Raw genomic sequence first — 13,824 nt, 5'->3', positions numbered from 1 at the left:
CAGGAGCCGCACGTATGGAACTGAGCAGACGAACGGTCATCGCGTCGGCGGCGGCGGCCGGGGTGGCCGCCACCGCGGTCGGCGGCACGGCGCACGCGTCGGGAGGCAGGAAACCCGTGAAGGAACTCTTCGGCAAACTGGCCGACGGAACGAAGGTGTACCGCTGGTCGCTGGAGAACGGCGGCACGCGGATGAAGGTGCTGTCGTACGGCGGCGTCGTGCAGTCGCTGGAGATCCCGGACCGCCGGGGCCGCTACGCCAACGTGTCGCTGGGCTTCGACAACCTCGACGACTACGTCGCCCGCAGCCCGCACTTCGGCGCCCTGATCGGGCGGTACGGCAACCGCATCGCCAAGGGCCGCTTCACCCTGGACGGCAAGGAGTACCAGCTCTCCGTCAACGACGGGGAGAACTCCCTGCACGGCGGCGCCCTGGGCTTCGACTACCGGGTGTGGGACGTCGAGCCCTTCACCCACGGCTCGGACACCGGCCTGGTGCTCCACTACACCAGCGTCGACGGCGAGATGGGCTACCCGGGCACGCTCCGGGCGAAGGTGACGTACACCCTCACCCGGCGCGGCGACTGGCGCATCGACTACGAGGCCACCACCGACAAGGCCACCGTCGTCAACCTCACCAGCCACGTCTACTGGAACCTGGCCGGCGAGGGCAGCGGCACGATCGAGGACCACGAGCTGTCGATCGCCGCCTCCCGCTACACGCCCACCGACGCGGGTCTGATCCCCACCGGCGAGCTGGCCCGGGTCTCCGGCACGCCCTTCGACTTCCGGCGCTCCAAGCCGATCGGCCGGGACATCCGGGACGCCCACCCGCAGCTGGTCACCGCCAAGGGCTTCGACCACAACTGGGTGCTCGACAAGGGCATCACCGACCGCCCCGAGCACATCGCCACCCTGCGCGAGAACGCCTCCGGCCGCACCCTGCGCATCGCCACCGACCAGCCCGGGCTCCAGTTCTACTCGGGCAACTTCCTCGACGGCACCCTGACCGGCACCGGCGGCTCCCTCTACCGCCAGGGCGACGCCCTGTGCCTGGAGACGCAGCACTACCCGGACTCGCCGAACCAGCCGTCGTTCCCGTCGACGGTGCTGCGGCCCGGCGAGACGTACCGGACGTCGACGGTGCACTCGTTCGACGCCTAGGCGACGGCGGGGCGCGGGCACACTTTCTTCACACGTGTTGAACGGTGCCCCGTCCGCCTCCGTATACGAGGGCGGCCCGTGTCCCCCGCACGGGCCGCCCACTTACGGAGGTCCACTTGTCCGGCAACGTCACCTCGTTGTTCCGCAGCACCGCGGCGCACAGCCCCTCGATGGCGGCGCTGGCGCGGGAGAGCGGCGAGGCGGCGGGGGCGGGACCGGTGGACTTCTGCATCCCCTGCAACCCGTACTTCCCCACCCCGGCGATGTTCGAGGAGATGGCCGCCCGGCTGCGCGACATCGTCACGTACTACCCGAGCAGCGCCGACACCATCACCGCCGAGCTGTGCAGTCTGCTCCAGCTCCCGCCGCAGTGCGTGGCGATGGGCAACGGCTCCACCGAGCTGATCACCTGGATCGACCACCTGCTGGTCCGGGAGTCCCTCGCCGTCCCCGTCCCCACCTTCGGCCGCTGGACCGACCAGCCCATGGAGACCGGCAAGCGGGTCGACATGTTCCCGCTCCAGGAGGCCGGCGGCTTCGCCCTCGACCTCGCCCGGTACGCCGAGTTCGTCCGGGCCAGGGGCACCCGGGCCGTGGTCGTCTGCAACCCCAACAACCCCGACGGCGGCTATCTGCACAAGCAGGCGCTGGTGCAGTTCATGGACGCGATGGCCGACCGGGACCTCGTCGTGATCGACGAGTCCTTCCTGGAGTTCGCCGACGCGGAGGCCGAACCCAGCGTGGTGCAGGAGGCGATGCTGCGGCCCAACGTCGTCGTGCTGCGCAGCCTCGGCAAGAACTTCGGACTGCACGGCATCCGCTTCGGCTACCTCGTCGCCAACCCCGCGCTCGCGGGCCGGGTGCGCGCCATGCTGCCCAAGTGGAACCTCAACTCCTTCGCGGAGCACGTGGTGTTCATGCTGCGCGACCACGGCCCCGAGTACGCGCGGAGCCTGCACCAGGTGCGCCGCGACCGCCTGGAGATGGCCGCCCAGCTGTCCGCGCTGCCCGGCCTGACCGTCTACCCCTCCCAGGGCAACTTCCTCTTCGTGCGGCTTCCGGTCGGCGCGGAGGGCACCGCCGTGCGCGACCGCATGCTCACCGAGCACCGGGTGCTGGTCCGGGAGTGCGGCAACAAGATCGGTTCGTCCAGCCGCTTCCTGCGTCTCGTGGTGCGCCCCCAGGCGGACGTGCGTCGCCTGGTGTCCGGCCTGGAACAGGTGCTCTACGGGGCCGGGAGGGGAGCCGCCGTGCCCGGGCCGGCCACCGGTACCGGCTACAGCTCGGGCACGGCGGCGGTGGACCGCCTGATGTACGAGACCAACGGCTCCGGCATGCGCGCGATCACCGCCCAGACCGCCGGTGCCGGTGCCCCGGGGCTCGCCGCCACTCCGTCCCCCGGCACCGGCACCGGCACGGGTACCGGGGTTCCGCTCCCCGCCGCGGTGCCCGTCGCGGTGCCCGGCGGTGTGCCCGTCGGGGTGCCCGTCGCTCCGGCGGCGGCCACCGTGCCCGGCCCGCCGCCGGTGCCGCAGCCGGTGCCGGTGCCCCAGCCGGTGCCGTACCCCGGGCCGGTGCCGGTCCCCCACCCGGCACCGGTCCCGCAGCCCGCGCCCGCGCCGGTTCCGGCGCCCGCCGCGGCCGCCGCGTATCCACCGCCCGTCGGCCCCACCCCGCCCGGCGTCCCGGCCCGCGGGGGCCTCACCGCCGCCCAGGTCCGGGGCACCAACGGTCTGGAGTCGGTCCCGGCCACGGGCTGGCCGAACGCGGCGGGCATGGGCCAGGCGGGCTGATCCCGCCGGGCTCCCCTACCCGGCCGCGGCGGCCTGGGTGTCCGACGGCGTCGGGCAGGGCGAGCCCGTCGGGGAGGCCGTGGGGTCGGCAGAGGCGGACGGGGATTCCGGTGCCGTGGCGCAGTCGTCCGTCGGGGTCGGCGACGGGTCCGGGCCGGTCGGGTCCGGCGAGGGGTCCGGGGACTCGGTGGGCGGCGCGGAGGTGCCCGGGTGCGTCGGGAGCGACGGCGACGAGGACGGGTCCGGTGCCGTGGACGGCACGGGGCGGGACGGGGACGGCCCGGGGGTGCCCGGCGTGGTGCCCGGGTCCGGGCCGATGTCGATGCCGTCCTGGCCGCCTCCGCCGCCGTTCCCGCCGCCGTTGCCGCCACCGCCTCCGCTGCCTCCGCTGCCTCCGTCGACGGGCTCGGTCGCCGGGGTGTCGCCGCCCGCGCCGGGGCTCTTCGGGACGACGCCCTTGCCGTCGGGGACGGGGTGGACTCCCCGGCTGTAGAACTCCAGCCAGTGCCGGACCAGTTCGAGGTAGGTCCGGGAGTTGTTGTAGCTGAGGACCGCTCGGTCCAGGTCCGCCGCCCGGCCCAGGTCCCGGTCGCCGGCGCACAGGTAGTGCCCGGCCGCCAGCGCCGCGTCGAAGATGTTGTTCGGGTCGGCGCGGCCGTCCCGGTTGCCGTCGGCGCCCCAGCGGGCCCAGGTGGAGGGCAGGAACTGCATCGGGCCCACCGCCCGGTCGTACACCGTGTCGCCGTCGTGGGCGCCGCCGTCGGTGTCCCGGATCAGGGCGAAGCCCCGGCCGTTGAGGGGCGGTCCGGTGATACGGCCGAGGGTCGTGCCGTTCCGGTCCACCGCGCCGCCGCGTGCCTGGCCGGACTCGACCTTGCCGATCGCCGCGAGCAGTTCCCAGGGCAGCCGGCAGCCCGGGTCCGTCCCGCCGACGGCGGTCTCGGCGGCACGGTAGGCGCGCAGCACGGTGGCCGGGATGCCCGACTGGGCGCGGATCTCCGGCCCGAGCGCGGGCGAGACCGCCGGTCCGCCCTCACGTGTCCTCAGGGGCGGGAGTTCGGTGTGGTAGGAGCCGTCACCCGGCGGGGCGAGTGCGGCGAACGGGCCGTCCGTCGTCGGCAGGCTCAGGTCGTCGGCCGCCGGCCCGGCGTGGGTGTCCTCCGGGTCGCCGGTGAGGCCGGGGGCCTGGGACGCGGTGAGGGCCGCCATGGCCGCCACCGCGAGGGCGGTCGTGCGCAGTCCCTTGCGGGCCCGCCCGCGGTACAGGCGTCGGGCACGGCGTACGGACATGGTCGTCACTCCTGTCGGATCCGTCGGGGATGCGGGGGCGGGGGGCGCTCGTGCGGTCGGTCGTGCGGGCGGTCGTGCGGGCGGTCGGTCGTGCGGGGGGGGCGCGGTCGTGCGGTTCAGCGGCCGAAGGTGTCCAGGGCGGAGACCCGCCAGCGTCCGTCGCGGTGCACGACGTCGACGGCGAGCATGGCCGCCGCGTACACGCCCTCGTCCTGGGCGGCCGCCCCGTCCGCCGTGCTCTTCTTGTCCGCCGCGGCCTTCTTCCCGGTGGTGGCGACGCTGCTCTGGTCGGCGTAGACGAGGACCCGGGCCCGGTCGCCGTCGATCCGTTCGACCGCGCTCTCGGTGACCGTCGTGGTGATCACCGCCTTCTGCTCGTCGGCCCGGGCGCGGACGTCGGCGAGCAGGTCGCGGTGCTGGTCGACGGCCTTGCCCGTCAGGAGGTCCTTGGCCGCCTCGTCGAGGGCGCCGGGGTCCGCGTGGTCGTAGGAGAAGAGCCGGTCGACGGCCTTGGCCACCTGTCCCTTGATCTCGCTGGTGCGGGCGAGGTCGGTCAGCGCGGTGTTGCTCCGCGCGGGCTCGGACCTGAGCCCCTCCGCCTTCGCGTGCGCCCAGCCCGCGAAGCCGCCGAGGAGCACCGTGAGCGCGCAGAGCAGCGCGAGGAGCGGGGGGCGGCGGCGCGGCCCGGCCCCGGTGGCCTTCGGGGCCGCCCCGTCCGTGGCCGGATCGGCGGTGGCGGTCTCCGTGGGCTCCAGTACGGCGGTGGCGCCGCGCTTACCGGTGCCCAGTGGCGTGTCCTCGGTGCGTTCCGGGTGCCCGGCGGAGGCGGCGGCGGGCCGGGTCTCACGGGCCTGGCGGCGCCGCTGGCGGTTGATGTGGTGACGGGTCGTCGACATGGTGCGGTGTCCTCCTTGCTGCGGCCGGCTTCGCGGTACGGAACCCGGTCAGCCGGTCGATGTGCCGCCGACGGGTGCCTGTCCCAGGGCGCTCAGCTTCCACCGGCCGCCGGTCCGGGTGAGTTCGCCGAGCATGCGGCTGTCCTTGTCGCTCTTCGCCCCGTCGGCCGCCTTGACGGTGACGCGCAGGGCGACCAGCACCCGGGCGCGTCCGGCGCGGTCGTCGAGTTCGGTGACCGCGCCGGACAGCACCCGGGCGGTGCTCACCGTCTTGGCCTCCTTCACCTGGGCGGCGAACTCGTCGCGTCCGGAGGCGAGTTGTTCGTGCAGTTCGCCGGTGGTCGACGATTCCCACAGGTCCAGGCCGCGGTTCAGTTCGCGGTGGTCGAGCGTGTTGAGGTTCTGCACGGCCTGCTCACCGGCGGAGAGTGCCGCGTCCCGCTGGGCGGCGTAGGCGGCCTGCTCGTCGTGGGCCGCGCCGTACCAGTCCTGACCGGCCCAGGCGGCGAACCCGCCCGCCACGAGGGTGAGGGCGAGGGCCAGGGCCGCCAGCGGCCGGGAACGGCCGGCGTCGAGGAGGCGGACCGCGCGTTTCATGGGTGCTCCAGTCTCCCGCGCATGCTCAGCGGGCCTTGATGTCGACGATCCGCCACCGGTCGCCGTCGAGCCGTGCCGTGACGGTGAGTTGGGCCGCCGCGGTGGTGGCCTCGGCGGCGCCCTTGCCCTTTCCGTCGCCGCGGTGGGAGGTCTGGTCGAGGAAGACCAGCAGGCGGGCCCGGTCGCCTTCGAGTTCGATCACTCCGGTGCGGACGGCCCGGGTGCTCAGGGTGACGCGCTGCTCGGTGAGGTCGTCGCGGACCCGGGCGAAGAGGGTCTCGTACTGGCGGGCGGCGCGGCCGTCGAGGACGGTGCGTGCGGAGCGTTCGGCGGCCGCGGTGCCGTCCGGCGTGTAGGAGAAGATCCGGGCGAGGGCGTCGCCGACGTCGCCCGCGACGCGGGTGGTGGCCTCGGTGTCGGTCAGCGCGCGGTTCTGGGCGGGTGCGGCCGACCGCACTTGGTGGGCCGCGTAGAAGAACCCGCAGCCACCGAGGACGAGGACCGCGGCGGTCCCGGCCAGGACCGCCTTCCGCAGGCGCCCGTACGACACGCCCTTCGCGTCGGCCGCGTCGGGCGCGTCCCCGGCGTCCCGGCCGGGCGCGTCCCGCTCCGGCGCGTCCCGGTCAGCCGCGTCCCCGCCGAGCGCGTCCCCGCCGGGCGGGTCCGCGAGGGGCGGGGCCGGGTCCGTGTCGGGCTCCGGTGGAGGGGGTCTGCGCAGCAGCCACGTCGGTGTCATCACTCCTCGCCCTTCCCTTCCGCCACCGGTACGGCGCTCAGTGCCCGCACCTTCCACTCCCCCTCGCCCGTGCGGGCCAGGACCGCCTCCAGGCGTTTGCGGTCGGTGGACGGCTTCTTCGCCCCGGCCGGGGTGACCTGGACGCGTACGGTGGCGATGAGCTTGGCCGTGCCGGACCGGGTGTCGAGGGCGGTGACGGCGGCGTCGGTGACGGTGCCGCGCGCCGAGGTTCCGGCCGCCGCCTCGGTGTCGCCGAGTTCCTCGCGCAGCGGCCCGGTGGAGACGGCACGCCAGTCCCGGATGCTCCGCTCCGCCCGCTGCCGGGTGGAGGCGTCGAGGGTGGTGAGCACGGCGATGCCGTCCCGCCCGTCGGCGAGTGCCTCGTCCCGTTCCCGGCCGTGGGCGAGCGCGTCGTCGGTGCGGGCCTGCGCGTACGTCCACGCGCCGGTGCCGCAGACGCCGAGGGCCAGCACGAGCCCCGCCGCGGTGAGGATCCCGGCCCGCCTCATCGCGTGCTCCCGGTGGCCGGGGCGAGGAGGCCGGTCAGGCCGGCCGGTGCCTCACCGCTCTGTCCCGGCAGGGCGAGCGCGCCGGGGAGGGCCGCCGGGGTGCCGTCCTCGACCGGGGTGGTCCGGCCGCCGCTGCCGGAGGGCAGGGAGCCCGGTCTGGCCGGGTCGGGCACCGCGCCGCCCTTCGGGGCGTTGGCCGAGCCGCGCACGTTCTTCCCGCTCGACGCCGGGGCGGTGCAGGCCGCGCCGGTGTTGAGGGCGGGGGCGGTGCCGAGGTCGAGGCCGTTGCGGTAGCGCGTGGCGCCGTAGCCGTCGGTGCAGGGCAGGGGGCTGAAGAAGGTGACGGCCAGGCCGAGGTTCAGCTTGCCCCCGTCGACGGCGCTGGCGCCCGCGGCGACGGCCGCCGGGTACTTCACCAGCAGCTCCTCGATGCCGCGCTGCCGGGTGACGGCGACCTCGGAGGTGGTGAGGAGGTTGGCGAGGACGACGCCGAGGCTGGGGTCGAGGTCCCGCAGCAGGCCGCTGACCTGGGTGGCGGCCTCGGGGGTGACCGCGAGCAGGCGGCGCAGGTCGGCGTCGGAGCCCTTGAGTGCGGCGGCCAGGTCCTTGGCCCCGACGGCGAAGTCGCGGATGGCCTGCGCCTCCTCGGCCTGGGTGCGCAGGACGGTCTCGCCGTCGTTGATGAGGAGGGTGGTGGACGGCAGGGCGCGGTCGGCCGCCTCGACGAAGTCGCTGCCGCTGTCGAGCAGCACCTGGAGGTCGTCGCCGTGGCCTTCGAAGGCCTTGCCGAACTCGTCGACGACCGTGCGCAGATCCTCCAGCGGGACCGAGCTGACGAGGTCGTCGACGCTGGTGAGGACGTCGGTGACGGGTGCGGGCACCTCGGTGTCGGCCTGTTCGATGCGGGTGCCGTCGGCGAGGTAGGGCGAGCCGTCGCTCTCCGGCCGCAGGTCGATGTACTGCTCGCCGACGGCGGACAGCCCGGCGACCACGGCCTTGGTGTCGGCGGGGATGCGGGGCGCGGACTTCTTGATGCGCAGCTCCGCGACGACGCCCTCGGCGGTGAGGCCGATCGGCCCGACGCGGCCCACCGAGACGCCCCGGTAGGTGACGTCGGAGTGGGTGAACAGGCCGCCGGTGCGCGGGAGTCGGACGTCCACGGTGTAGTAGTCGGCGACGCCGACGTACCGGCCGAGGTCGGCGTAGCGGATGCCGAGGTAGGACAGGGCGAGGACGGCGATGAGGAGGAAGGCGAGGTTCTTCAGCCGTACGGCCAGGGTGATCACCCGCGGTCACCCCCGGACTCGGACACGGAGGGCAGCGGCAGCGGAGCTGAGGACCGCTTCTTCGCCGGCGTGTTCTCGGGCACCAGCGGCGGGATCACCTGGGTGCCCGGCTGGGCGACGATGCCGAGGTACGCGTTGAGGTAGTCGCCCTTCACCCCGCGCAGCACCTCGTCGGTGAACGGGTACGTCAGCAGCACCTGGAGCGAGTCGGGCAGGTCCGTGCCCGCGTCGGCGAGCGCCTTCAGCGTCGGCGCGACGGCCTTGAGGTCGGCGATCATGTCGTCCTTGCTCGCGTTGATGGTGGAGACGGCGACGCCGGACAGCGTGTCCAGGGAGCGCAGCATGGTCAGCAGGGAGCCGCGCTGTTTCTCCAGGGTCTTCAGTCCGGGCGAGAGGTCGGTGAGGACGGTGCCGACGTCGTCCTTGCGGGTGGCGAGGGTCGAGGAGAGCCGGTTGACGGCGTCGAGGGCGTCGGTGATGTCTCCGCGGTGGTCGTCGAGGTCGCCGACCAGCGTGTTGACCCGCTTCAGCAGGGAGCGGACCTCGGGTTCGCGGCCGCCGAGCGCGGCGTTGAGTTCCCGGGTGATGGTCTTGAGCTGGTTGACGCCGCCACCGTTGAGGAGCAGGGAGAGCGCGCCGAACACCTCCTCGACCTCGGTGTTGCGGCTGGTGCGGGCCAGCGGGATGACGCTGCCGTCCGTCAGCCGGCCGGTGCCGGTCTCCTTGGCGGGCGCGACGAGCTGCACGTACTTCTCGCCCAGCAGGCTGGACTGTTCGAGCCGTGCGGTGGCGTCGGCGGGCAGCCGCACGTCGCCGTTGATCTCCATGGTGACGCGGGCCGACCAGTCGTCCTCGCCGAGTTCGATGCCGGTGATCCGGCCGACGGCGACGTCGTTGACCCGGACCGCGGCGTGCGGGACGAGGCTGAGCACGTCCTGGAGTTCCGCGGTGACGGTGTAGGGGTGGTCGCCGAGGTCGGCGCCGCCGGGCAGCGGCAGGTCCTCGATGCCGTCGAAGCCGCTCGGTACGACGGTGACCCCGCCGAGGGTCAGGGCGAGGGCGAGACCGAGGGCGACCAGCCCGCCGGCGGTGAGGCCCGCGGCCCGGCCCGCGCCGATCCTGCCGCGCCTCATCGCCCGTCCCCCTTCTCCTCGCCGGGCGCGTCGCCCGAGGCACCGCCGGATGCGTCGCCGGTCGCACCGGCCACGGGCAGCGGCAGCAGCGGGCCGCCCATGCTGATCTCGTTGAGGTTGCCGCGGCCGTCGAGGGTGCGGGTGTCGGGGTTGTAGGCGTTCACGACGTTGCCCGCGGCCAGCGGTGCCACGTCCAGTGCCTCGGCCAGCGAGGCCCGTTGCTCGACCAGGGTCTGCGTGAGGGGGACGAGCCGGTCGACGTTCTTCTTCAGCTCGCCCCGGTTGTCCTCGATGAAGGTCTTCACCTGGCCGAGGGCCTTGCCGAGTTCCTCCAGCGCGCCGGTGAGGTCGTCCTTGTTGTCGGCGAAGAAGCTGACGACCTCGTCCAGGCGTTCCTGCGCGGTGCGCACGTCGGTGTCCTTGTTCTTGAGCATGGTGGTGAAGGTCTGGAGGCTGGAGAGCGTCTTGAACAGGTCGCCGCTGCTGCCGTCGAGGGTCTTGGCGGCCTTGCCGAACTCCTCCACGCTGTCGCCGATGGCCTCGCCGTTGCCGTCGAGGTTGTCGGCGCCGGTCCTCAGCAGCTCGGACAGGGCGCCGTCGGCGTTGGCGCCGTCCGGGCCGAGGGCATCGCCGAGTTCGGTGATCGAGGCGTAGATCTGGTCGATCTCGACGGGGACATGGGTGCGGGAGACGGGCAGGACGGCGCCGTCGGCGAGGGCGGGGCCCGTGCGGTAGGCGGGGGTGAGCTGCACATAGCGGTCGGCGACGACGCTGGGCGCGACGACGACGGCCCGCGCGTCCTCGGGGACCTTGATCCCCTCGTCCAGGCGCAGGCCGACGCGGACCCGGGTGCCCTCGGGGTCCACCGACTCCACCTCGCCGACCCGTACCCCGAGGATGCGCAGGTCGGACCCGGCGTAGACGCCGATGGCGCGGTCGAAGTAGGCGGTGACGCGGGTGCCGTCGGCTGCGAGGACCCGGGCGGCGACCAGGCCGCCGGCGGCGAGCACCACGAGGGCGAGCACTCCGGTGAGGATCTTTCGGCGTCGGGTCATCACGCACCGCTCCCCTGGGCCGCCGCGGGCTGTTCCGGCGGCAGGCATCCGGTCTCGGGCTGGGAGGTCGCGGGCAGGTAGTCGCGGGGCACGACGCCGCAGAGGTAGCTGTCGAACCAGCGGCCGTTGCCCAGGGTGTTGCCGACCAGGCGGTAGTACGGGCCGACCAGCGCGAGGGTCTCGCCGAGCTGGGTGTTGTTCTTCTCCAGGACGCTGGTGACGCGGCCGAGCGCCTTGAGGGTGGGGCCGAGCTGCTTCTCGTTGTCCTTGACGAGGCCGCCGAGTTCGGTGCCGAGGTCCTGGCTGCCCTTGAGCAGGGCGCTGATGGCGGTGCGGCGGTCGCGGAGTTCGCCGAGCAGCGGGCCGCCGTCCTCGATGAGGGTCTCGAAACCGGACTTGTTGTTCTCCAGCGTCTTGGTGAACTCGGCGCTGCCCTTGAGGAGTTCGGAGAGCTTCGCGTCCCGTTTGGAGATCGACTCGGACAGGTCGGACAGGCCGGTGGCCGCCTTGCGCACGTGCGGCGGGGAGTCCTTGAAGGTGTCGGAGATGGTCTCGAAGCTCTCCGCGAGTTTCCCGGTGTCGATGTCGTCGACGGTGCCGCTGAGGTCCTGGAAGGCCTGGGTCACGTCGTAGGGGGAGGTGGTGCGGGCGAGCGGGATGCGGCTGCCGGGGTCCTGCCGGCCGGAGCCGAGCGGGTCGAGCGCCAGGTACTTGTCGCCGAGGACGGTCTTGATGGCGATGGCGGCGGTCGTCCGGTCGCCGAGCCAGGCGTCCTCGACCTCGAAGGTGACCTTGACCTTGGCGCCGTCGAGCGCGACGCCGGTGACCTGGCCGACCTTGACACCGGCGATGCGCACCTCGTCGCCCTCGTCCAGGCCGGCGGCCTCGGAGAAGTCGGCGCTGTAGGCGGTGCCGCCGCCGAACGGCAGCCGGTCGACGTGGTAGGCGAGGAGGGCGATCAGGGTGAGGACGAGCAGTCCGGCGACGCCGACGGCGACCGGGTTGCGCTCCTTGACCGGCTTGAACAGCGGCTTCCCGCGGGGGCGCTTCATCCGCGGCACCTCGATTCGGTGATCGCGATGCCGGTCGGCGGCTTCGAGCCGTCGGAGGTGGTCACTCCGCTCACGCGTGCCTCGCAGAGGTAGAGGTTGAACCACGATCCGTAGGAGGACAGCCGGGTCAGGGCGGACATCTTGGCCGGGGTCTTCGCCAGGAAGTCCTCGATCTGCGGGGTGTGTTCGCCGAGGTTGGCGGAGAGCCGGCCCAGTTCCCGGATGTCCTTCTTGAGGGGGGCGCGTCCGTCCTCCAGGAGGTCCGCGGTGACGGTGGTCAGGTCGCCCATGGCGGCGACGGCCTCGCCGAGGGGTTTGCGGTCCTGGTTGAAGCCGCTGACGAGTTTCTGGAGGGTGACGACGAGGTCGTCGAAGCCGTCCTCGCGCTCGTTGAGGGTGTCCAGGACGGTGGTGAGGTTCTCCACGACCTGGCCGATCACCTTGTCCTTGGCGGCGACGGTCGTGCCCAGCGAGCCGATGTGCCGGATCAGGCTGTCGACGGTGGCGCCCTCGCCCTGGAGCACCTGCACGATCGATCCGGCGAGTTCGTTGACGTCCTTCGGGGAGAGGCCCTCGAACAGCGGCTTGAAGCCGTTGAAGAGCAGGGTCAGGTCGAGCGCGGGCGTGGTGCGGTCCAGGGGGACGGTGCCGCCGTCCGGGAGGGTGCCGGTGAGGTCGCCGCTGCCGCGTTCGAGGGAGACGTAGCGCTGGCCGACCATGTTGAGGTACTTCACGGCGGCGGTGGTCGAGCGGGGCAGCCTGCGGTCGTCGCGGACGGTGAAGGTGACCTGGGCGGTGCGCCGGTGCACCACGCGTACGTCGGTCACCTCGCCGACCGTCACCCCGGAGATCCGCACGCTGTCGCCGTCGGTGAGCCCGGTGACGTCGGTGAACAGCGCCTTGTAGGTGCCGGTGCCGGGGCCGGAGTCGACACTGGTGCCGGCGACGCTCAGGCCGAGCACGGTGGTGGCGAGGGCGGTGACCACCACGAAGACGAGGGACTTGACCAGCGGTCCGGTCAGCGGACGGCGCCGGGTGTGCGCGTGGTCGGCGCCGGTCATCGCAGGGTCACCTCCGTACCGCGGTAGACGGGGCCGACGAGCAGGCTGCTCCAGTCGGGCAGGTCGCCGGGGCTCTTCTCGGCGGCGGGGGCGAGGAGTTCGTTGACGAGGTCGTTCTCCTGCGGGGAGTTGGCGGGCCCGAGGTCCTGCTCGGCCGCGGGGGTGGCGGCCCGCGCGGTGGGCCGGGGCAGGGTGCCGAGATAGGGCACGGAGGGGCAGCGGGGGCCGCCGCCGGAGTCGTACACCGGGGTGTCGCGACCGGGGCGGTAGGCGCCGCGCGAGGCGACGGTGGTGACGTCGACGTGGATGCCGGGCCGGTCGGTGCCCTTGCCGAGCGCCTTGTCCATGGCGGGCACGAAGTCGGCGAGGGTGCGCAGGGTGCACGGGAAGGCCGAAGAGTACTCGGCGAGCAGTTCCAGGGTGGGGCGGCTGGTGTCGCCGAGCCGGATGATGTTGTCCCTGTTCTTGCGCAGGAAGGCCGTCACGTCCTCGGCCGTCCGGGTCGTGGCACCGAGGGTGGCGGCGAGTTCCGCCTCCTGCTCGGCGAGGGTGCCGCTGGTGGTGGTGAAGTCGGTGAGCGCCGTGATGATGTCGGGCGCCGCGTCCGCGTAGACATGGCTGACCTTCACGAGTTCCTTGAGGTCGCGGTTGAGGGCGGGCAGGTTGGGGTTGAACTCGGCCAGGTGCTCGTCCAGCAGGGTGAGTGTGTCGCCGAGCCGTTCGCCGCGCCCTTCGAGGGCCTGCGAGACGGCGGACAGGGTCGCGGAGAGCTTCTGCGGCTGGACGGCGGTGAGCATCGGCAGGACGTCGTCGAGCACCTGCTGGAGTTCGATGGCGTTCGCGGACCGGTCCTGGGGGACGACGGCTCCGGCGGCCAGCGGCTCGGGCGAGGGGTCCGCGGGCGGTACGAGGGCCACGAACCGCTCGCCGAACAGGGTGGTGGGCAGCATCTGCGCGCGGACGTCGGACGGTACGTCGTCCAGCGCGCCGGGCTTCAGGGCGAGGGTGAGCCGGGCGCCGTCGCCGGTGGCGTCGATGGCGCGGACCTCGCCGACGACGACGCCGCGCAGTTTCACCTCGGCGCCCGGGTGCATCTGGTTGCCGGCGCTGCCGGTCTCGACGACCACGGGGTCGGAGTCGGTAAACCTCTTGTCGTAGACGGCGACGGCCAGCCAGATCAGCAGGGCGGGCACCAGCACGAACACGATTCCGGCGAGCCGGCGGCGCAGTGTGTGTCCATCCGGTCGGCTCAT

At 73.4% G+C, this 13,824-nt stretch carries 13 protein-coding genes; 2 read left to right on the top strand and 11 right to left on the bottom strand.

Features of this window, described 5'->3' with window-relative positions; all coding sequences use genetic code 11:
- The first annotated feature begins 14 nt into the window (after positions 1-14).
- Both B9W62_RS26755 and B9W62_RS26750 read left to right on the top strand, forming a co-directional pair.
- Entirely contained in the window at positions 15-1,163 is a 1,149-nt protein-coding gene (locus B9W62_RS26755; protein WP_179235686.1) for an aldose epimerase family protein, read from the top strand.
- Between the two features lie 116 nt (positions 1,164-1,279).
- Positions 1,280-2,956: a pyridoxal phosphate-dependent aminotransferase gene (locus B9W62_RS26750; protein WP_087809545.1), complete on the top strand. Its 1,677-nt coding sequence runs from the start codon at positions 1,280-1,282 to the stop codon at positions 2,954-2,956.
- Positions 2,957-2,971: 15 nt separating this feature from the next.
- Here the strand turns inward: B9W62_RS26750 and B9W62_RS26745 are convergent, their stop codons facing one another.
- From B9W62_RS26745 to B9W62_RS26695, 11 genes are all read right to left on the bottom strand, one after another.
- On the bottom strand, positions 2,972-4,246 hold the full coding sequence (locus B9W62_RS26745) for a lytic transglycosylase domain-containing protein (RefSeq protein ID WP_087809544.1): 1,275 nt from the start codon (positions 4,244-4,246) through the stop codon (positions 2,972-2,974).
- Positions 4,247-4,362: 116 nt separating this feature from the next.
- Positions 4,363-5,142, bottom strand: a complete 780-nt coding sequence (locus B9W62_RS26740; RefSeq protein ID WP_087809543.1) for a hypothetical protein — start codon at positions 5,140-5,142, stop codon at positions 4,363-4,365.
- 48 nt (positions 5,143-5,190) lie between these two features.
- Positions 5,191-5,739: a nuclear transport factor 2 family protein gene (locus tag B9W62_RS26735; RefSeq protein WP_087809542.1), complete on the bottom strand. Its 549-nt coding sequence runs from the start codon at positions 5,737-5,739 to the stop codon at positions 5,191-5,193.
- A gap of 25 nt (positions 5,740-5,764) precedes the next feature.
- A complete protein-coding gene (locus tag B9W62_RS26730) occupies positions 5,765-6,475 on the bottom strand; it encodes a hypothetical protein (protein WP_087809541.1) in 711 nt (236 codons plus the stop codon).
- On the bottom strand, positions 6,475-6,984 hold the full coding sequence (locus B9W62_RS26725) for a hypothetical protein (protein WP_087809540.1): 510 nt from the start codon (positions 6,982-6,984) through the stop codon (positions 6,475-6,477). The genes B9W62_RS26730 and B9W62_RS26725 overlap by 1 nt, the downstream gene beginning before the upstream one ends.
- Positions 6,981-8,270, bottom strand: coding sequence for an MlaD family protein (locus tag B9W62_RS26720; RefSeq protein ID WP_087809539.1), 1,290 nt, complete (start codon positions 8,268-8,270; stop codon positions 6,981-6,983). The genes B9W62_RS26725 and B9W62_RS26720 overlap by 4 nt, the downstream gene beginning before the upstream one ends.
- Positions 8,267-9,403, bottom strand: coding sequence for an MCE family protein (locus B9W62_RS26715; protein WP_087809538.1), 1,137 nt, complete (start codon positions 9,401-9,403; stop codon positions 8,267-8,269). The genes B9W62_RS26720 and B9W62_RS26715 overlap by 4 nt, the downstream gene beginning before the upstream one ends.
- Entirely contained in the window at positions 9,400-10,458 is a 1,059-nt protein-coding gene (locus tag B9W62_RS26710) for an MCE family protein (protein WP_256976594.1), read from the bottom strand. Before B9W62_RS26710 ends, B9W62_RS26715 begins: the two co-directional genes overlap by 4 nt.
- Positions 10,458-11,510 (bottom strand): MCE family protein, encoded by a 1,053-nt coding sequence (locus tag B9W62_RS26705; RefSeq protein WP_087809537.1) that lies wholly within the window; start codon positions 11,508-11,510, stop codon positions 10,458-10,460. The genes B9W62_RS26710 and B9W62_RS26705 overlap by 1 nt, the downstream gene beginning before the upstream one ends.
- Positions 11,507-12,571 carry an MCE family protein gene (locus B9W62_RS26700; protein WP_087809536.1) on the bottom strand — a complete coding sequence of 355 codons (1,065 nt, stop codon included), beginning with the start codon at positions 12,569-12,571 and terminating at the stop codon, positions 11,507-11,509. Before B9W62_RS26700 ends, B9W62_RS26705 begins: the two co-directional genes overlap by 4 nt.
- Entirely contained in the window at positions 12,568-13,824 is a 1,257-nt protein-coding gene (locus B9W62_RS26695) for an MCE family protein (protein WP_087809535.1), read from the bottom strand. Before B9W62_RS26695 ends, B9W62_RS26700 begins: the two co-directional genes overlap by 4 nt.

It is taken from the genome of Streptomyces sp. CS113 (assembly GCF_002188365.1).
GTDB lineage: Bacteria > Actinomycetota > Actinomycetes > Streptomycetales > Streptomycetaceae > Streptomyces > Streptomyces tendae.
The sequence above is the reverse complement of the archived record's forward strand: the minus strand, read 5'-3'. Positions and strand labels throughout refer to the sequence as shown.

Bases quoted from the DNA above. Each gene is read 5' to 3' on its own strand.
- B9W62_RS26755 (WP_179235686.1), top strand. From the start codon at position 15: ATGGAACTGAGCAGACGAACGGTCATCGCGTCGGCGGCGGCGGCCGGG.
- B9W62_RS26745 (WP_087809544.1), bottom strand. From the start codon at position 4,246: ATGTCCGTACGCCGTGCCCGACGCCTGTACCGCGGGCGGGCCCGCAAG.
- B9W62_RS26740 (WP_087809543.1), bottom strand. From the start codon at position 5,142: ATGTCGACGACCCGTCACCACATCAACCGCCAGCGGCGCCGCCAGGCC.
- B9W62_RS26735 (WP_087809542.1), bottom strand. From the start codon at position 5,739: ATGAAACGCGCGGTCCGCCTCCTCGACGCCGGCCGTTCCCGGCCGCTG.
- B9W62_RS26730 (WP_087809541.1), bottom strand. From the start codon at position 6,475: ATGACACCGACGTGGCTGCTGCGCAGACCCCCTCCACCGGAGCCCGAC.
- B9W62_RS26725 (WP_087809540.1), bottom strand. From the start codon at position 6,984: ATGAGGCGGGCCGGGATCCTCACCGCGGCGGGGCTCGTGCTGGCCCTC.
- B9W62_RS26715 (WP_087809538.1), bottom strand. From the start codon at position 9,403: ATGAGGCGCGGCAGGATCGGCGCGGGCCGGGCCGCGGGCCTCACCGCC.
- B9W62_RS26710 (WP_256976594.1), bottom strand. From the start codon at position 10,458: ATGACCCGACGCCGAAAGATCCTCACCGGAGTGCTCGCCCTCGTGGTG.
- B9W62_RS26705 (WP_087809537.1), bottom strand. From the start codon at position 11,510: ATGAAGCGCCCCCGCGGGAAGCCGCTGTTCAAGCCGGTCAAGGAGCGC.
- B9W62_RS26700 (WP_087809536.1), bottom strand. From the start codon at position 12,571: ATGACCGGCGCCGACCACGCGCACACCCGGCGCCGTCCGCTGACCGGA.
- B9W62_RS26695 (WP_087809535.1), bottom strand. From the start codon at position 13,824: ATGAGCCGACCGGATGGACACACACTGCGCCGCCGGCTCGCCGGAATC.